The sequence below is a fragment of the Yersinia sp. 1652 StPb PI genome (genome assembly GCF_041538345.1).
Lineage (GTDB): Bacteria > Pseudomonadota > Gammaproteobacteria > Enterobacterales > Enterobacteriaceae > Yersinia > Yersinia enterocolitica_E.
Genome location: NZ_JAULSM010000001.1, coordinates 598,814 through 617,638 on the forward strand (window position 1 = coordinate 598,814; position 18,825 = coordinate 617,638).

The following is an 18,825-nucleotide window of genomic DNA, read 5'->3' on the forward strand; positions in this document are numbered from 1 at the left end:
TTTTATCTGTCGGTGTCCCATTCAGCCAGCTAAATGGGGATATCCTGCTTATTGACGCCGCAGCGTTGTTAGCTATCAGGGCCAATTATTTTGGATAGATATATCGGCTAATTATTTAAAAACTTGAAGATTTAGATCATACAAATTAGACCAATCACTCTATTAGTGCTCTATTTCAAATGTGGGTAGTTTTAAACGCCAGCGGATAGCTGCAAGCCGGATACCGAGCGTAATCACCATGCCCAGCATCATTGCTTGTTGTAAGGGCATACCAAAAGTATAGAACGCGGTAGCATGAACGATACCACCAATAATGCAGGCGGTAGCATAAATTTCAGTGCGCAGGATCATTGGGATCTCGCGGGCTAATACATCGCGGATAATCCCACCGCCGACTCCGGTTATAACACCCATACAGATAGCCACTAGCGGGCTGGCACCAGCAGCAAAGGCTTTATTGACACCGATACCGACGAACACTGCCAGACCAATAGCATCAAGCACCGGCAGGATCCATTTAGGTGTTCGACGAGGTTGACGCACCAACAAAATGGTTGCCAGACAGGTCACCATTGCAACCACCAAGTCAGTAGGATCTTTCACCCAAAAAACCGGGCCATTGGCCAAGGCCATATCGCGGATTGTTCCGCCACCGACAGCCGTCACCACCCCTAAAACCAGCACACCAAACGGGTCCATACGCAACTTCCCCGCTAGCAATACACCAGAGATAGCAAATACCGCAGTACCTAAAATATCCAGCCAATAAACCAGCATTAATGTGACTCCGCCACGGGGGATTGAACGCTGGCCATTTGTTGGCACAACTGTTCAGCGGCCAGCAGGATACGCGGACCCGAACGATTAAACCAGTCCTCATTCAGCGTTATAACAGGAATTGCAAGCTGAGGTTGCCAGAAGTCTCTGACATTATCAGCCTGTGGCTGGTCACCGCTGACTACGATCACCTGTGGTTGGCGTGTCATGACTTGTTCCCGACTGACTTGAGGCCAAGGAACACGACTGCCAGCAAAAATATTTTCTCCACCACACAGGGAAATAACCTCACTTTGTAACGTATGCCCAGAGCTGGTAAACAGCGGCTGAGTACCAAACTGTAAAAAGGTACGCAAGGGCGTGTTACGGGCATTGTGGCGACGTAATTCAGTAACCTTCTGACGGAGTTGAGCTGCGGCTTGGTGGGCCTGTTCAGGATGCTGGCTGTATTGCGCCAATTTATCCAGATCACCAGCAATTTGATCAATATTTACCGGATCAGAATAGAAAATTGGAATACCAAAGGCGGCGAGTTGATCAAGCGGGCGTTGTGGATTACCGCCACGCCACGCGAGGATCAAGTCTGGCTTTAATGCCAAAATACGTTCGACATTCACGCCTTGCCAGGATGCAACTTGCTCAAGCTTTTTAGCCGCTTCCGGGTAATCAGAGTAAGCACTTACTGCAACCAGTTTATCGCCTAATCCCGCGGCATAAGCCAGTTCGGTGGTGCTGGGGGATAAGCTGATAATCCGCTCTACTGCCACTGCGTATGGTGCAAACAGGGCAAACGAAAACAGGCCGAGCAACAACGTTATTGCTGCTCGTGATCGGGAGAAAATACGGGAACGGACCATTAATTGCGATTAGCCAGTGTGGTTAACATGGCTTCGATCATAAGCGTCGACTGCTGAGCGGCGACCACTAAGAACTCTTCAAAGCTCAGGTGAGACTCCTGATCAGCCACATCAGAAATCGCACGAACCACAACGAAAGGTGTCTTGAACAGATGGCAAACATGGCCGATAGCGGCGGCTTCCATCTCGACTGCTGCCACCGACGGGAAGGCCGCGCGGATACGGGCCAGGGGGGCTGAACCATTAATAAAGGCATCGCCGCTGCAAATCAGGCCGCGTACTGCATGTAAGTTCAATTGATTAATGCAGCTTTCTGCCAGCGCAATCAACTCAGCATCAGCAATGAAAGCGGGAGGGCAACCGGCCATTTGGCCTGCTTCATAGCCGAATGCGGTCACATCAGCATCGTGATAGCGAACTTCGTTAGAAACAACGATATCACCCACTTTCAAACTGGAGGCTAAGCCACCCGCAGAGCCGGTATTGATTACCACGTCTGGCTGGCAATGCTCTAACAGCAATGTTGTTCCCATGGCCGCAGAGACTTTACCAATGCCGGATTTTAGTAATGCGACATCAACGCCATTGAGTTTACCGGTGTAAATTTCGCAACCTGCTCGCGCCAAGGTTTGGCGATTTTCAATTTTATCACGCAGCAACGTAACTTCTTGCTCCATTGCACCAATAATGCCTACTTTCATATGGATACCCGCTGATTTTAAAGAGTGGATTAAGTTGTAATTATCAACGCACAGTTTATCAGTTAAGTGAGATATCCGGGTAGCTCAGCAAAGATAATGCGTAATGTGCCGCAGTTCATGCGTAATCAATTGCATCTGTTGGCGGGAGTCGGTATCACTGTTTATATTAAATGATCAGGGGGATAACATGTCCGGGATCGACTTTAAGCAGAAAATCAGTTTTCAGCGGCCGTTTGGTAAATCCAGTTCGGCGGAAGATGAATATGAGATTACCCGAGTATTTGAAAGTGATCGGGGTCGGATTGTGAATTCTGCGGCCATTCGGCGTTTGCAGCAAAAAACGCAGGTCTTCCCACTGGAACGTAATGCCGCTGTTCGTAGCCGTTTAACCCATTCGTTGGAAGTGCAACAAGTGGGGCGTTACATTGCCAAAGAGATCCTTAATCGGTTTAAGCAGGATAAAAAAATCACAGCTTATGGGCTGGATAAGCTGCTTGATCCCTTTGAAAGCATAGTGGAAATGGCTTGCCTGATGCATGACATCGGTAATCCTCCCTTTGGTCATTTTGGTGAATCAGCTATCAATAACTGGTTTACAAAACAGATGGACCCTAACGGCGGTGGTGCGGAACCTCGTGGTAAGGATCATTGTCAGGTTAATGCATTAAGGCTGCGGGAAGGGGAAACAGAACTTAATATCCTACGCAGTAAAATCCGCCATGACCTAAGCCAGTTTGAAGGTAACGCACAAGCCATTCGGTTGGTTTACAGTTTATTAAAACTGAATCTGACTTATGCTCAGGTGGGATGCATTCTTAAATATACCAAACCGGCGTATTGGTCAGGCGATATTCCTGCTTCTCATCACTATTTGATGAAGAAACCAGGGTTTTATCTGGCTGAAGAAGACTATGTTAAAGATTTACGTCGTGAACTCAATATGGGAGAGTTCAATCGTTTCCCTCTGACATATATTATGGAAGCTGCTGATGATATTTCTTATTGTATTGCTGACTTAGAAGATGCAGTAGAAAAAAGTATTTTCAGTGTCGAGCAACTTTACGATCATATGATGCAAGAGTGGGGCGAAGTTACCCATGGTGACTTGTTTGATAAAGTTGTTGGTGGCGCATTTCGGCAATTAGGTCGCGGGCAAGGCCGGCGCAGTTCGGAAGATCAATTCTTTATGTATTTACGGGTAAATACTGTCGGGAAGTTAGTTCCCCATGCAGCACAACGGTTTATTGAAAATTTACCCACGGTATTTTCTGGCTCGTTTAATCAGGCATTATTAGAAGACTCCAGCCCCGCGTGTAAATTACTGCAAATTTTTAAAAAGGTGGCAGTAAAACATGTGTTTAATCATCCTGAAGTAGAACAGCTTGAATTACAAGGATATAGAGTTATTAGTGGGCTACTTGATATTTATAGCCCACTATTATCTATGCCGCAAACGGCCTTTACACAGTTAGTGGCAGAAGACAGCCACCGCCAGTATCCTATTGAGACGCGGTTATTCCATAAATTGTCTACTAAGCATCGCTTGGCTTATGCAGAATCGACAGAGCGGTTACGTAATTTATCGTCAGAACAACATGAGATCTATGAATATTATTATCGTGCTCGCTTAATTCAGGATTATATCAGTGGGATGACGGATCTTTATGCTTATGATGAATATCGGCGATTGATGGCTGCGGAATAGTATCCAAGCAAAGTAAGTTGTCCGTTTAATTAACTGTAGTTTTGTAAAGACGGACAATATTTTTTACTATTCCGATTATTGGTTCTATGAACTTCATCCCCCATATTTAATCTTACTATGCAAGACGGCTATATCCTTCTCTTGGCGTTGCCGCGTAGTGAGTGGCTTTCGTTACTCGACCCATCCCTATCGTTGAGCTTTAGTTCGCTCATTAGGATTCGCGCGATTGCTCACTGACTGCTACGTCAATTATTTTGGATATAAGTCAGTTATACCCTTTGTCTCTGAAGCTGCCAGGTTGTTAGCTGCAACTTCAATTTCTTTGGGTATATATACCATTTATTGACCCCTTATTAATTGTACAGCGAGAACCAGAATACATGAAAAAAACAACTTTAGTGTTAAGTGCATTGGCATTGAGCATCGGTTTAGCCATGGGGCCGGTTTCTTCTGCTATTTCGGCAGAGACGGCCTCTTCTAGCAGCCAGCAGCTCCCTAGCCTGGCGCCAATGCTAGAGAAAGTGATGCCTTCTGTTGTGAGCATCAACGTGGAGGGTAGCACCCAGGTTAGCAACTCCGGTGCTGGTGGTGTGCCACCACAGTTCCAGCAGTTCTTTGGTGACGACTCGCCGTTCTGTCAAGACGGTTCACCGTTCCAAGGCTCCCCGATGTGTCAGGGCGGGCAGGGCGGGCAGGGGTGGCAAAGGGGGATCACCTAGCAAGCAGGATTTCCGGGCGCTCGGTTCAGGTGTCATTATTGACGCTGCCAAAGGTTATGTCGTTACCAATAACCACGTGGTAGATAATGCGACTAAAATCAGCGTTAAACTGAGCGATGGCCGTAGCTATGAAGCAAAAGTGATCGGTAAAGATCCGCGAACTGATATCGCGTTATTGCAGTTAAAAGATTTTAAAAATCTGACTGCAATTAAAATCGCAGATTCTGATCAATTGCGTGTGGGTGATTATACCGTTGCTATCGGTAACCCATATGGTCTGGGTGAAACCGTAACATCCGGTATCGTGTCTGCTTTGGGGCGCAGTGGTCTGAACGTGGAAAACTACGAAAACTTTATCCAGACTGATGCCGCGATTAACCGTGGTAACTCCGGTGGCGCATTGATCAACCTGAACGGTGAGCTGATTGGTATCAACACTGCGATCCTGGCACCAGATGGCGGTAACATCGGTATTGGTTTCGCTATCCCAAGTAACATGGTGAAAAACCTGACATCTCAAATGGTTGAATTTGGTCAGGTGAAACGTGGTGAATTGGGCATTATGGGCACCGAGCTGAACTCTGAGCTGGCCAAAGCCATGAATGTCGATGCACAGAAAGGTGCCTTTATCAGTCAGGTCTTGCCAAAATCTGCGGCAGCCAAAGCCGGGATCAAAGCTGGTGACGTGATTGTCAGCATGAATGGTAAAGCAATCAATAGCTTCGCAGGTTTCCGTGCTGAGATTGGTACTCTGCCAGTGGGCAGTAAAATGACCTTAGGTCTGCTACGTGACGGTAAACCTGTCAATGTGGAAGTGACCTTAGAGCAGAGCAGCCAGACTCAGGTTGATTCCGGTAATCTCTATACTGGAATTGAAGGTGCGGAGCTGAGCAACTCTGATGTTAATGGTAAAAAAGGTGTGAAAGTTGATAGCGTGAAAGCCGGCACTGCCGCTGCACGTATTGGCCTGAAAAAAGGCGATATCATCATGGGGATTAACCAGCAGTCAGTTCAAAATCTGGGTGAGCTGCGGAAGATTCTCGATACCAAACCATCAGTGCTGGCGCTGAATATTCAGCGTGGTGACACTTCACTCTATTTATTAATGCAGTAATCGGCATTAATAACGCCAAAAGGGCGCAGTTCATTATGACTGTGCCCTTTTTTTATGCTGAAGCGGAGGTGTGCTAAGCAGTACCTAAATAGCTTTTGGCAGCATAGCGAACATTCTCTATCTCATCTAATAATTCAAGCCATTCAGGTTGCAAGTCTTGTAAATCTGTTTGCTGGCGCAATTGCTGCTCAATTGTCATGCACAATTGCTTCAGTCGCGGCACACCGCTACATGCACAACTGCCATGGAACTTATGAATTAGGTTCAGAATATCGTTGTCATGACTGCCTGCCAATATAGCCTGCACGCGACCTATTACTTGCGGCATAAATTCTAATAACATAGTTAACAGGTCTCTGGCGAGAACCTCTTTATTGGCTGCTTGCCTGACTGCCAGTGGCCAATCTATCGCCCCATCACATTCAGATTGCAGTACCGGCAGGTGAGTAGCCTGCGCCAGAAGGGGGGCTGAACTATCATGCTGAAAGCGGGAAAGTGCCTGAATTAATCGAGCTTCATCAATCGGTTTTGCCAGATAGTCAGCCATCCCCAGTTTTAACAACTGTTCTTGCTGGCCTCTTACGGCGTGGGCGGTGACTGCAATAATGGGGGTATCCAGATGATGTGACATCTGATGAATGACTTCGCTGGCACGGATACCATCAATTTCAGGCATTTGAATATCCATTAAGATGATATCCAGCGTGTTTTCTCGGGCATAGGCAATGGCTTTCGCGCCACTGTCACACAACACGGTCTCTTCGACCTGTTCTTCAAGCAGGGTGCCAATGAGTTTTAGGTTAGCTGGATTGTCGTCAACTGCCATTACCTTAAACGGTAATTTAGCCAGCTTGTCCGCTTGCTCCACTACGGGTAATTCACTGTGAGGTTCTTCAGATAACAGTAATGGAATCAATCTATTCGATGACAAAGGTTTGACCAGACATGCTTTGGCACCGAGCTGTTTAAGTTGCTCTGCCTCCACCTGTGACTGGCTTGGTAGGGCCAGAATTACGCGCTCGGAAATTTTCAGCGCCGCTACCAGTTTATCTTGATGAACCGCCATATTATTACGGAACGGAATGGGTACCCCAACCAGCAGGAAATCATAATGTTGGCGCGGTAATTGCGCTAACGACGGACTATGAGTGACCTGCAAGGGCGTGACACTCAGAATATCTAGCGCGGCCCTTGCTGCACAAGTATTGCGCTCAACATAGGCGAGTGTTTTCCCCTCTAAGTACGACATATCAGGATGGCGATAAGAGAGGGTTTCGTTAAGATCCAGTGTGAGATGGAACCGAAAGGTTGAGCCGCGATCCACTTGGCTGTGAAAGCTAATATCGCCCCCCATCTCTTTGACCAATCTTTCGGTAATGACCAATCCAAGACCGGTCCCTCCGTGTCGACGCGAGATACTGGCATCTGCCTGACGAAAAGCCTGGAATAGCTGAGCCTGTTGGGATTCAGAAATACCAATGCCCGTATCGTGAATCTCTACCACCAGAGTGACTTGTTGTGCCGTCTTCGCCTGCACAGCAACCAGAATATCGATATTGCCCTGTTCGGTGAATTTAATCGCATTACCGAGCAAGTTCGTGACAATTTGCTGCAAACGCATCGCATCCCCGACTACCTGCTCGGGGACATCATTATTAACATGCAGTGTCAGCTCCAGCCCTTTCTCATGTGCGGTGTGTGCCAGTAAGATAATGACTTCATCCAGTGCACCACGTAGTGGGAAGGGAATGTGTTCAAGAATGAGTTTTTCGGCCTCCAGTTTGGAGAAGTCGAGAACATCATTAATGATACATAACAGGTTGTTGGCTGAACGTTGGATAGTCTGCAAATAGTCAGTTTGTGTGGGGGTTAGCGACGTTTTCAACGTTTGGCGCGTAAAACCAATGACACCATTTAGCGGAGTTCGTAGCTCGTGAGACATGTTAGCCAGAAACTCCGACTTAATGCGTGCCGCTTCCTGTGCCCGTTTTTTTGCCAGCCCCAGCTCGACATTTTGTATCTCCATCTGTTCCAGTGTTTCGCGTAAATCAGATGTTGCTTGATCGATATTTTGCTGCATCTCTTCGTGATAGGCCGCCAACGACATCGCCATCGAATTGATACCATTTTTCAGAATATTCAGCTCGCCGAGCATATGTCCTTCGACCCGGCTATCCAATTGCCCTCGACGAATACGGTCAACAGCATTCACCATGTTACGGATTGGGCCGGTAACATCGCGCATCAAACGATAAGCAAACAAAATCGCCACACACATGCAAAACAGCAACAGCAGGGTTGAAATAAAGATCTCTTTGTATTGCTGCAAACGCACCGATTGTAAATCCAAATCTATGGCGATATAGCCTAGTGGCTGATGGGTTATATCCGAATCCGAGACTCTGTCACTGGATAAGTTGGATTCCGAGACAATAGGCATTCGCATAATCAGCGAGTCGCCGCGATAAGAGAGCATCAGCGACTCAGGGATCGAATCACCTTTAGGTAACCTTAATTGTGAGGAATTGTAATTATAGTTAGATGTGACAAAAAGATTGTTATCTGCGTCGAAAACGGATATTGACCGAACAATATTCGAGTGACGGCGATGAAGCAGGTTAATCAACTGACGGACAGTATCGCGGTTGCGAAAGGTCATGCCATATTCACTGGCAACCGCCAACGGTTCGATAATATTAGTGCCTGCATTAACTATTTGTTTTTGAAGCTCATTATAACGATTTACCATAAAGGAAGTACTGAGTAACAGCCCAAGAAGCAGCGTGGGGGCCAGGATTAAAATCATCATGCGCGCGCGAAGACTGTATTTGGTCATGGTATTCCAATGTGGGAGAATCGGCAGCTTACAAAACCAGTGCTTGATCAATCAATATGGCGCAATTCTACTCTCCAAACCGACGTGTGACGACCCGACAAACGATAACTGTGACAGTAAATTCTCTTGATCCCTTTGGTCAGGGGGTTGCACGCGATAAAGGCAAAGCTATTTTTATCCCCGGGGTTCTACCGGGAGAGCAAGCTGAAATTGAGCTGATCGAGCAAAAACGCCAGTATGGTCGCGGTAAACTTAAACGTTTGTTGAACCAATGTAGCGAAAGAGTGGCTCCTCCTTGCCCTCACTTTGGAATTTGTGGAGGCTGTCAGCAGCAGCACGCTTGTAGCCAGTTGCAACAAGATAGCAAAGTAGATTCGCTCAGGCGACTGCTGGTGCAGGCCACGGGGGGCTGCCCTGCATTAGACTCGGTTATCTGTGGGCCAGAGTATGGTTATCGGCGGCGGGCGAGGTTGGGGTTGCTCTATCAGCCAAAACAGCAGCGATTACAAATGGGCTTCCATCAAACTGAATCTCACGACTTGGTTAGCATAAAACATTGTCCCGTCTTGCGGCCTGAATTGGAGCGTCTGCTACATCCGCTCTATCAATGTTTATCTGCCTTACAGGCTGTGCGCCGGTTAGGGCATGTGGAACTGGTACTGGCTGATAATGGGCCGTTGCTGGTTTTACGTCACCTTGATACCCTTAATGAGGTAGATCGTGCAGCGCTTACAGATTTTGCCCTGCGGGAGGGGGTTGCCGTTTATCTGGCTGCCGACAGCGAGAATCTGGAAAAACTCTTTGGTGAGGACCCCTATTACCAGATAGACGGTCTACGCTTAGCATTTCATCCACGGGATTTTATTCAGGTCAATGATACGGTCAACCAACAAATGGTGGCTCAGGCTCTGGCATGGCTTGATGTACAACCTGACGAGCGGGTACTGGATCTCTTCTGCGGCATGGGTAATTTTACATTGCCGCTAGCAAAGCGTGCGCGTGAAGTTGTCGGGGTGGAAGGAGTTGCGGAGCTGGTGGCTAATGGGCAGTATAATGCGCAGAACAATGCATTAGCCAACGTGTCATTTTTTCATGAAAATCTGGAATCCGATATCAGTCGTCAGCCGTGGGCGATGCAAGGATTCGATAAAGTATTATTAGACCCCGCTCGCGCAGGTGCTGCCGGGGTGATGTCACATATAGTCAAACTGGCGCCAAAGCGGGTGGTGTATGTTTCGTGTAATCCCACCACGCTGGCACGGGATAGTCAGGTGTTGTTAGCCGCCGGTTACCGTCTTGCTCAGGTGCGAATGTTGGATATGTTTCCCCACACCGGGCATCTTGAATCTATGGCGCTGTTCATGCAGGAGCCAGGGGTCGCAAAGTAGGGAGAAGTTATGGTTGCGGTACGAAGTGCACATTTGAATCCGGCGGGTGAGTTTGCTCTCGACGACTGGATCGCCAGCTTGGGGCTTCCTAATCCGCAGTCAGGTGAGCGATTGGCCGAAACCTGGCGTTACTGTGAGCAACAGACGCAAAACCATCCTGATGCCTCGTTATTGTTGTGGCGCGGTCTCGAAATGGTTGAGATTCTTTCCACTCTGAGCATGGATAACGACAGTATGCGCGCGGCGCTACTGTTCCCGCTGGTGGATGCCAATGTGGTGGATGAAACCACCCTGACTGAGCAATTTGGCAAGGGTATCACCTATCTGGTGCATGGCGTGCGTGACATGGACGCTATCCGCCAATTAAAAGCCACTCACAACGATTCCATGAGCTCTGAGCAAGTGGATAACGTGCGCCGTATGCTGCTGGCGATGGTGGAAGATTTTCGCTGCGTGGTCATCAAACTGGCTGAGCGTATTGCTCATTTGCGTGAAGTGAAAGATGCACCGGAAGACGAACGCGTGCTGGCGGCCAAAGAGTGTTCCAATATTTATGCCCCGCTGGCTAACCGCTTGGGTATTGGCCAGATTAAGTGGGAGTTGGAAGACTTCTGCTTCCGCTATCTGCATCCCGATGAATATAAACAAATTGCTAAATTGCTTCATGAACGTCGTATTGATCGTGAACAATTCATTGATGATTTTGTCGCTTCATTGCACAAAGCAATGGCGGATGAAGGTATCAAAGCTGATATTTATGGCCGACCAAAGCATATCTACAGTATTTGGCGCAAGATGCAGAAAAAGTCGTTGGCCTTCGATGAGTTATTCGATGTGCGCGCTGTGCGAGTGGTCGTCGAGCGTTTGCAGGACTGCTATGCCGCATTGGGGATTGTGCATACTCATTTCCGTCATTTGCCTGATGAGTTTGATGATTACGTCGCTAACCCTAAACCCAATGGCTATCAGTCAATTCATACTGTAGTCCTCGGGCCGCGTGGGAAAACGCTGGAGATTCAAATTCGTACCCGCCAGATGCATGAAGATGCTGAACTGGGGGTTGCTGCCCATTGGAAGTACAAAGAAGGTGCTGTGGCGGCGGGGCGTTCTGGCTATGAAGGGCGCATTGCCTGGTTACGTAAGCTGATTGCCTGGCAGGAAGAGATGGCAGATTCTGGCGAGATGCTGGATGAAGTGCGCAGTCAGGTATTTGACGACCGGGTCTATGTGTTTACCCCGAAAGGCGATGTTATTGATTTACCTGCCGGTTCTACCCCACTCGACTTTGCTTATCATATTCACAGTGATGTGGGGCACCGCTGCATAGGTGCTAAAATCAGTGGCCGAATTGTGCCGTTTACCTATCAGTTACAGATGGGTGACCAGATTGAAATTATCACCCAGAAGCAGCCCAACCCAAGCCGTGACTGGCTGAATCCTAACCTCGGTTATGTCACTACCAGTCGTGGGCGATCCAAGATCCATAACTGGTTTAGAAAACAAGATAGAGACAAGAATATTCTTGCTGGCCGGCAGATGCTGGACGACGAATTGGAACATATGGATATCAGCCTAAAAGAGGCTGAGAAGCTGCTGGTTCCGCGCTATAACATGAATTCGATGGATGAAGTGTTGGCGGCCATTGGCGGTGGTGATATCCGTCTGAATCAGATGGTCAACTTCCTGCAAGGCAAGCTGAACAAGCCAACAGCGGAAGAGGCTGATTTAGAGGCATTGCGCCATCTGAATAATAAGCATCAGCCACCACCACGCAACGCCAGCAAAGACAGCGGGCGCATTGTGGTCGAAGGTGTTGGCAATCTGATGCACCATATTGCCCGCTGCTGCCAACCGATTCCCGGTGATGAGATTATTGGTTTTATTACCCAGGGGCGGGGGATATCCATTCATCGTGCTGATTGTGAACAACTGGCTGAATTGCAGTCTCATGCACCAGAGCGGATTGTTGATGCGGTTTGGGGTGAAAGCTACTCCAGTGGCTATTCATTAGTGGTGCGGGTGACCGCCAATGATCGCAGTGGTTTGTTACGTGATATCACCACCATACTGGCGAACGAAAAGGTCAATGTATTGGGGGTTGCCAGCCGCAGCGATACCAAAAAGATGCTCGCCACCATCGATATGGATATCGAGATTTACAACTTGCAGGTGCTGGGTAGGGTGTTAGCCAAGCTGAATCAGTTGCCGGATGTGATAGATGCCCGTCGGCTCCACGGCAATTAGTGAACTTTAAACGGCTACTGCGCTTTAGCATCTTGATATTGGGCAGTGCTCGCCCTCCTCACGTACTGCGTGTACGCTCCGGGGGCTGTGCGCTGGCCGCAATCTGCCTGCGCCCGCTACACCTCGAATTTTAAACAGCAAAAAGTGAATAAATTGAGATGACCCAGCCAGTAACTACCCCTGATATCAACGCCTTAGCTCTGCAACGTTTGTTGGATATTATGCGTACCTTACGTGACCCGGAACACGGCTGCCCGTGGGATCGTAAACAGACGTTTGACACCATCGCTCCCTATACATTAGAAGAAACCTATGAGGTGCTTGACGCGATTGCGCGCAAGGATTTTGACGATTTACGTGATGAGCTGGGCGATTTGCTGTTTCAGGTGGTGTTTTATGCCCAAATGGGGCAGGAACAGGGGGTGTTTGCGTTTGATGATGTTTGTCATGCCATCAGCGACAAACTGGAGCGTCGTCACCCTCATGTATTCCCTAATGCTGCGCTAAACGCCACTGACGTAGCGATTGGCAGTGAAGCGGCGCTGGCGGGTTGGGAATCGCGTAAAGCCGAGGAAAGAGCGGAGAAAGCCCTGTATTCGGCACTGGATGATATTCCCGATGCACTACCAGCATTGATGAAAGCCCATAAAATCCAAAAGCGCTGCGCAGCGGTTGGTTTTGATTGGGACACACTTGGTCCGGTTTTGGACAAAGTCTATGAAGAGATCGATGAAGTGATGTTCGAAGCTCGCCAGGCGGTGGTGGATGAAGAAAAACTGGGGGAAGAAATTGGCGATTTGCTGTTTGCTACGGTTAACTTATCTCGTCATTTAGGCCATAAAGCTGAAAATGCCTTACAGGCAGCTAACCGCAAGTTTGAACGTCGTTTTCGTCAGGTAGAACAAATAGTTACGGCATCAGGGAAGAGCATGGAGCGCGCGACGCTGGAAGAAATGGAAGCCGCCTGGCAGCAAGTTAAAAAGCAAGAAACTGAAATTTAAGGTGTTTTAATTCATTCGGCGGATGGTTGTTGGATTTTAATTACGTTAATATATTGAATTATAACGGATAGCAAGACGATGTTCCGTGCGGTTTTGGTCGCGAAAATGGCCACTGGCGCGGAGATAGTTTGTAGCGAAACCAAGGTTCGAGTATACTACTTTCCCGTCTTGGTTCTTCCATCGTCTTTAAACCTAAACTCTCAGGTTCAGCATGACAACTAATTATATTTTTGTGACCGGCGGGGTCGTATCCTCTCTGGGTAAAGGCATTGCCGCAGCCTCTCTGGCGGCTATACTTGAAGCCCGTGGCCTCAACGTTACCATCATGAAACTGGACCCGTACATCAACGTGGATCCGGGCACCATGAGCCCGACTCAACACGGGGAAGTTTTCGTCACCGAAGATGGTGCTGAAACCGATCTGGATTTAGGGCATTACGAGCGTTTCATTCGCACCAAAATGACCCGTCGTAACAACTTCACCACTGGCCGTATCTATTCTGAAGTTCTGCGTAAAGAACGCCGTGGCGACTATCTGGGTGCGACTATCCAGGTTATCCCTCATATTACCAATGCTATCAAAGAGCGCATCATCGAAGGCGGCGAAGGCCACGATGTGGTTTTGGTTGAAATTGGTGGCACCGTGGGCGATATCGAATCCTTGCCATTCCTGGAAGCTATTCGCCAGATGGCAGTTGATGTTGGCCGCGAGCACACGCTTTATATGCATCTGACGTTGGTTCCTTACCTGGCGGCTGCCGGTGAAGTGAAAACTAAGCCAACGCAACATTCGGTAAAAGAGCTGCTTTCCATTGGTATTCAGCCAGATGTGCTAATTTGCCGTTCTGATCGCGCAGTTCCTGCTAATGAACGGGCCAAAATTGCCTTGTTCTGTAATGTGCCAGAAAAAGCGGTTATCTCCCTAAAAGATGTTGATTCCATTTATAAAATCCCAGGGCTATTGAAATCACAGGGCCTTGACGATTATATTTGTAAACGATTCAGCTTAACTTGTCCTGAAGCAAATCTTGCTGAATGGGAACAGGTATTATACGAAGAGTCGAATCCAGGTGGCGAAGTGACCATCGGGATGATCGGTAAATACGTAGAATTGCCGGATGCTTATAAATCTGTGATTGAAGCGCTCAAACACGGTGGGCTGAAAAATCGCCTGACGGTGAACATCAAGCTGATTGATTCGCAAGATGTTGAGACACGCGGCGAAGAGATGCTGAAAGGACTGGATGCTATTCTGATCCCAGGTGGCTTTGGTTACCGTGGTGTGGAAGGCAAGGTTCTGGCAGCGCGTTATGCCCGTGAACACAATATTCCTTATCTGGGTATTTGCCTGGGTATGCAAGTTGCACTGATGGAGTTTGCCCGCAACGTAGCGGGGATGGAAAACGCAAACTCCACCGAATTTGTGCCAGACTGTAAGTATCCGGTGGTTGCATTAATCACCGAATGGCGTGATGAAGACGGCAACGTTGAAGTACGCACGGAAGAGAGCGATTTGGGCGGTACCATGCGGGTGGGTGGGCAACAATGTCACCTGACCGAAGGTAGCCTGGTACGTCAGATGTATGGCGAACCTACCATCGTTGAGCGCCATCGTCATCGCTATGAAGTAAACAACATGTTGTTGAAGCAGATTGAAGCCGCCGGGTTACGTGTAGCAGGGCGTTCTGCGGATAACAAACTGGTGGAAATTATTGAGTTACCAAACCACCCGTGGTTTGTAGCTTGTCAGTTCCATCCAGAATTTACTTCGACGCCACGTGATGGTCACCCGTTGTTCGCCGGCTTTGTTAAAGCGGCTGGTGATTATCAGAAGCGCCAGGTGAAATAAAATATTTGGTAGAAGGGGCGGCAGCGATGTCGCCCCCTCTGTCTGGAGTTTTAGTTTAACTTGTACTGAGGAAAATCTAATGTCCAAAATCGTTAAAGTCATCGGTCGCGAAATCATCGACTCCCGTGGTAACCCAACTGTAGAAGCTGAAGTTCATCTGGAAGGCGGTTTTGTTGGTTTGGCTGCGGCACCATCAGGTGCTTCTACCGGTTCCCGTGAAGCACTGGAACTGCGTGACGGTGACAAATCCCGTTTCCTGGGCAAAGGCGTTCTGAAAGCCGTTGCAGCAGTAAATGGCCCAATTGCTCAGGCAGTTATGGGTAAAGATGCTAAAGACCAGGCTAACATCGATAAAATCATGATCGATCTGGATGGTACTGAGAACAAATCCCAGTTTGGTGCTAACGCCATCCTGGCTGTTTCTCTGGCAGCAGCGAAAGCAGCAGCAGCGTCTAAAGGCATGCCTTTGTACGAGCACATTGCTGAACTGAACGGCACCCCAGGCAAATTCTCTATGCCACTGCCTATGATGAACATCATCAACGGCGGCGAACATGCTGATAACAACGTTGATATTCAAGAGTTTATGATTCAGCCAGTAGGCGCGAAAACTCTGAAAGAAGCGGTTCGCATCGGTTCAGAAGTGTTCCATACCTTGGCTAAAGTTCTGAAGTCTAAAGGCATGAGCACTGCGGTAGGCGACGAAGGCGGTTATGCACCAAATCTGGGTTCTAACGCCGAAGCACTGGCTGTTATCGCTGAAGCGGTAAAACAAGCAGGCTACGTGTTGGGCAAAGACGTTACTCTGGCTATGGACTGTGCGGCATCTGAGTTCTACAAAGATGGCAAATATGTTCTGGCTGGCGAAGGCAACAAAGCGTTCACTTCTGAAGAGTTCACTCACTTCCTGGAAGACCTGACCAAACAGTACCCAATCGTCTCCATCGAAGATGGCTTGGACGAATCTGACTGGGCTGGCTTCAAATACCAGACCGAAGTTTTGGGTGACAAAATCCAGCTGGTTGGTGACGACCTGTTTGTAACCAACACCAAGATCCTGAAAGAAGGTATCGAGAAAGGTGTTGCTAACTCTATCTTGATCAAATTCAACCAGATCGGTTCTCTGACCGAAACTCTGGCTGCTATCAAGATGGCGAAAGATGCAGGTTACACCGCGGTTATCTCTCACCGTTCAGGCGAAACCGAAGATGCTACCATTGCCGATCTGGCAGTAGGTACCGCAGCAGGCCAAATCAAAACTGGTTCAATGAGCCGTTCTGACCGTGTTGCTAAATACAACCAGCTTATTCGGATTGAGGAAGCGCTGGGCGACCGCGCACCATTCAACGGTCTGAAAGAAGTGAAAGGCCAGTAATTACTGCGCTTTACCTTCAGTAAAACAGTTTGTTGATAAAGCCCGCCTTAATAGGCGGGTTTTTTTATGGGATATGGCGGGGCAAGCTTCGGTAATATGCGGGTCGTGAGCTGTCATTGTTACAAATTAGCCTGTTATTACCACTTACTTACCTCTGCGGGATTAATCTGAATCTCCCCACCCCACACATCGGCTTCACATCTCTTACACCGCTGCCGTGCAGATAATTCATCACCCGTTATCATTAATGTGTACCCGAATGATTCGACAATAATGCATAAAGGAAGATAACGGATGAAACTGAAATACTTAATGTTGCCAGCGATGCTTTTTACCAGCAGTGTGCTGGCTGCGGGCGTTACTGTGACCATGAACGAAGCACTCCCTGAAGGTAATGGTAAAGCTCTGGGCACGGTGACAGTGACTGAAACACCTTATGGTTTACTGTTCACGCCCAATTTGACCGGGCTGGTGGCGGGAATTCATGGATTCCATCTGCATGAATTCCCAAGTTGTGCACCAGGGCAGAAAGACGGCAAACCCGTGCCAGCCCTTGCCGCTGGCGGCCATTTGGACCCACAAAAAACGGCCGTACACCTTGGTCCTTATAATGACAAAGGGCATCTGGGGGATTTGCCGGGGCTGGTAGTGAATGCTGATGGCAGTGCGACTTATCAGGTATTGGCTCCGCGGCTGAAATCACTCTCTGAACTGAAGCAGCATGCCTTGATGATTCATGCCGGTGGTGACAACTATGCCGATCATCCAATGCCGTTAGGCGGTGGCGGTGCGCGCATGGCTTGTGGTGTGATTGAGTAATACTCTGATACAGACAAACTGGCAGCATAAGCGTTGCCAGTTTGGTCACAGTCAGAGAATCTGCGATAATCGCCGATTGGCTTGAATGAATATAGAGAAACTGATGCTGTACCCGATTAATGAGATGTTCCAAACCTTGCAAGGCGAGGGTTACTTCACCGGTGTACCGGCGATCTTTGTGCGTTTGCAGGGCTGCCCGGTAGGTTGTAGCTGGTGCGATACCAAACACACTTGGGAAAAGGAAGCCGATCGGGAAGTTGATATGCAGCGTATTATGGTGAAAACTGCCGAAAGTGATGCCTGGGGGGAAGCCTGCGCACAACAGCTACTGGAAATTTTCTCTCAGCAGGGATATACCGCTCGCCATGTTGTTATCACTGGCGGAGAACCCGCTATTTACGACTTATTCCCCTTAACCTCATTGTTGGAGCAGGCCGGTTATAGCTGTCAGATTGAAACCAGCGGCACGCATGATGTGCGGTGTTCAGCGACGACCTGGGTGACGGTTTCGCCAAAAGTAAATATGCGCGGTGGCCTGAAAGTATTGCCTCAGGCATTGCAACGCGCCGATGAAATCAAACATCCGGTTGGCCGCATGCGTGATATCGAGGCATTAGAGGCACTGCTTGCCACGCTGGATGACGACAAAAAGCGGATTATTGCGTTACAACCCATCAGCCAGAAAGACGACGCTACTAAGCTCTGTATCGAAACTTGTATTGCCAAGAATTGGCGGTTGTCGATGCAGACGCATAAGTATTTAAATATCGCTTAATCCCCTTCGTCCTTGCCGCCGCAGCGGTGTTGCGGCGCTCATTACTCGGCCCATCCATGGGCCTCGCCTCTGTGAGGCCGCTGCAAGCAGCGTTCAAATCTGCTCCCGACAGATTTGTCACCCAAATCACTTACTCATGTAAGCTCATTGGGATTATGAGCCTTATAAGAGGCTCACCCTGCGGGTCAGCGCAAGCGCTGCAACATCAATGACTTTGGGTATCGATTTGTTAGTCGCGATTTATTATCCGCGATAAACGCAGCCCGCAGAACAGGTCTCTTTCACCATTACTGCGCTCAGTTCTGGTAACTGCGGTTTAAGCTGTTGCCAAATCCAACTGGCCAGTACTTCACTGGTCGGGTTTTCCAAACCGGGAATATCATTCAGATAGTAGTGATCCAGTCGTTCCCAAATAGGTTTAAATGCCGCTTTCAGATCAGCAAAATCCATCACCCAGCCGGAGTGAGCATCGACTTCACCGGTAACCTCGATACGGACCATAAATGAATGACCGTGCAAACGGCCACACTTATGACCTTCCGCAACATGGGGCAGCCGGTGAGCGGCTTCAAATTGAAAATCTTTAAATAGGGTGGTGCTCATAGTCCTGACCTTATTGACTCAAAAAACCGCCGCATAGTACCGGAAAGCACCTCTGCTGGCTA

Annotated in this window: 13 protein-coding genes and 1 pseudogene; 9 read left to right on the forward strand and 5 right to left on the reverse strand. The window is 48.5% G+C overall.

Going from position 1 to position 18,825, the window contains the following annotated elements; genetic code table 11:
- Positions 1-162 precede the first annotated feature (162 nt).
- From Q2T71_RS02690 to mtnN, 3 genes are read right to left on the reverse strand one after another with little or no spacing between them, the layout of a single operon-like run.
- Positions 163-777, reverse strand: coding sequence for a TRIC cation channel family protein (locus Q2T71_RS02690; protein ID WP_019211026.1), 615 nt, complete (start codon positions 775-777; stop codon positions 163-165).
- Complete coding sequence (gene btuF / locus Q2T71_RS02695; protein WP_372558046.1) at positions 777-1,634, reverse strand: vitamin B12 ABC transporter substrate-binding protein BtuF; 858 nt, start codon at positions 1,632-1,634, stop codon at positions 777-779. Before btuF ends, Q2T71_RS02690 begins: the two co-directional genes overlap by 1 nt.
- The gene (mtnN, locus tag Q2T71_RS02700) at positions 1,634-2,335 is read right to left on the reverse strand and encodes a 5'-methylthioadenosine/S-adenosylhomocysteine nucleosidase (protein WP_372558047.1); all 702 of its coding nucleotides are present in this window, start codon (positions 2,333-2,335) and stop codon (positions 1,634-1,636) included. Before mtnN ends, btuF begins: the two co-directional genes overlap by 1 nt.
- A gap of 187 nt (positions 2,336-2,522) precedes the next feature.
- On the opposite strand from mtnN, the gene dgt reads away from it, so the two are divergent.
- Together dgt and degP are read left to right on the forward strand one after the other, a co-directional pair.
- A complete protein-coding gene (gene dgt, locus Q2T71_RS02705; protein WP_083160434.1) occupies positions 2,523-4,040 on the forward strand; it encodes a dGTPase in 1,518 nt (505 codons plus the stop codon).
- A 380-nt stretch (positions 4,041-4,420) separates the two neighbouring features.
- Positions 4,421-5,873, forward strand: a pseudogene (degP, locus tag Q2T71_RS02710) (serine endoprotease DegP).
- Positions 5,874-5,946: 73 nt separating this feature from the next.
- Here degP and barA read toward each other — a convergent pair.
- Positions 5,947-8,709 carry a two-component sensor histidine kinase BarA gene (barA, locus tag Q2T71_RS02715; RefSeq protein ID WP_372558048.1) on the reverse strand — a complete coding sequence of 921 codons (2,763 nt, stop codon included), beginning with the start codon at positions 8,707-8,709 and terminating at the stop codon, positions 5,947-5,949.
- A gap of 56 nt (positions 8,710-8,765) precedes the next feature.
- Here barA and rlmD point away from each other — a divergent pair, with 56 nt between their 5' ends.
- From rlmD to queE, 7 genes are all read left to right on the forward strand, one after another.
- A complete protein-coding gene (gene rlmD, locus Q2T71_RS02720) occupies positions 8,766-10,097 on the forward strand; it encodes a 23S rRNA (uracil(1939)-C(5))-methyltransferase RlmD (RefSeq protein WP_372558049.1) in 1,332 nt (443 codons plus the stop codon).
- Positions 10,098-10,106: 9 nt separating this feature from the next.
- Positions 10,107-12,341: a GTP diphosphokinase gene (relA, locus tag Q2T71_RS02725; RefSeq protein WP_372558050.1), complete on the forward strand. Its 2,235-nt coding sequence runs from the start codon at positions 10,107-10,109 to the stop codon at positions 12,339-12,341.
- A 158-nt stretch (positions 12,342-12,499) separates the two neighbouring features.
- On the forward strand, positions 12,500-13,342 hold the full coding sequence (gene mazG, locus Q2T71_RS02730; RefSeq protein ID WP_372558051.1) for a nucleoside triphosphate pyrophosphohydrolase: 843 nt from the start codon (positions 12,500-12,502) through the stop codon (positions 13,340-13,342).
- Between the two features lie 211 nt (positions 13,343-13,553).
- The gene (gene pyrG, locus Q2T71_RS02735) at positions 13,554-15,191 is read left to right on the forward strand and encodes a glutamine hydrolyzing CTP synthase (protein ID WP_004701112.1); all 1,638 of its coding nucleotides are present in this window, start codon (positions 13,554-13,556) and stop codon (positions 15,189-15,191) included.
- A gap of 79 nt (positions 15,192-15,270) precedes the next feature.
- Positions 15,271-16,566 (forward strand): phosphopyruvate hydratase, encoded by a 1,296-nt coding sequence (eno, locus tag Q2T71_RS02740; protein ID WP_050086475.1) that lies wholly within the window; start codon positions 15,271-15,273, stop codon positions 16,564-16,566.
- Between the two features lie 294 nt (positions 16,567-16,860).
- Positions 16,861-17,385, forward strand: a complete 525-nt coding sequence (sodC, locus tag Q2T71_RS02745) for a superoxide dismutase [Cu-Zn] SodC (RefSeq protein WP_372558052.1) — start codon at positions 16,861-16,863, stop codon at positions 17,383-17,385.
- Between the two features lie 103 nt (positions 17,386-17,488).
- Complete coding sequence (gene queE / locus Q2T71_RS02750) at positions 17,489-18,160, forward strand: 7-carboxy-7-deazaguanine synthase QueE (protein WP_372558053.1); 672 nt, start codon at positions 17,489-17,491, stop codon at positions 18,158-18,160.
- 243 nt (positions 18,161-18,403) lie between these two features.
- Here the strand turns inward: queE and queD are convergent, their stop codons facing one another.
- Positions 18,404-18,763 (reverse strand): 6-carboxytetrahydropterin synthase QueD, encoded by a 360-nt coding sequence (gene queD / locus Q2T71_RS02755; protein ID WP_372558054.1) that lies wholly within the window; start codon positions 18,761-18,763, stop codon positions 18,404-18,406.
- Positions 18,764-18,825: the final 62 nt, after the last annotated feature.

Excerpts from the sequence above, each read along its gene's own strand:
- dgt (WP_083160434.1), top strand. The coding sequence starts at position 2,523 with ATGTCCGGGATCGACTTTAAGCAGAAAATCAGTTTTCAGCGGCCGTTT.
- queD (WP_372558054.1), bottom strand. The coding sequence starts at position 18,763 with ATGAGCACCACCCTATTTAAAGATTTTCAATTTGAAGCCGCTCACCGG.
- Q2T71_RS02690 (WP_019211026.1), bottom strand. The coding sequence starts at position 777 with ATGCTGGTTTATTGGCTGGATATTTTAGGTACTGCGGTATTTGCTATC.
- sodC (WP_372558052.1), top strand. The coding sequence starts at position 16,861 with ATGAAACTGAAATACTTAATGTTGCCAGCGATGCTTTTTACCAGCAGT.
- eno (WP_050086475.1), top strand. The coding sequence starts at position 15,271 with ATGTCCAAAATCGTTAAAGTCATCGGTCGCGAAATCATCGACTCCCGT.
- btuF (WP_372558046.1), bottom strand. The coding sequence starts at position 1,634 with ATGGTCCGTTCCCGTATTTTCTCCCGATCACGAGCAGCAATAACGTTG.
- relA (WP_372558050.1), top strand. The coding sequence starts at position 10,107 with ATGGTTGCGGTACGAAGTGCACATTTGAATCCGGCGGGTGAGTTTGCT.
- mtnN (WP_372558047.1), bottom strand. The coding sequence starts at position 2,335 with ATGAAAGTAGGCATTATTGGTGCAATGGAGCAAGAAGTTACGTTGCTG.
- queE (WP_372558053.1), top strand. The coding sequence starts at position 17,489 with ATGCTGTACCCGATTAATGAGATGTTCCAAACCTTGCAAGGCGAGGGT.
- rlmD (WP_372558049.1), top strand. The coding sequence starts at position 8,766 with ATGGCGCAATTCTACTCTCCAAACCGACGTGTGACGACCCGACAAACG.
- barA (WP_372558048.1), bottom strand. The coding sequence starts at position 8,709 with ATGACCAAATACAGTCTTCGCGCGCGCATGATGATTTTAATCCTGGCC.
- pyrG (WP_004701112.1), top strand. The coding sequence starts at position 13,554 with ATGACAACTAATTATATTTTTGTGACCGGCGGGGTCGTATCCTCTCTG.
- mazG (WP_372558051.1), top strand. The coding sequence starts at position 12,500 with ATGACCCAGCCAGTAACTACCCCTGATATCAACGCCTTAGCTCTGCAA.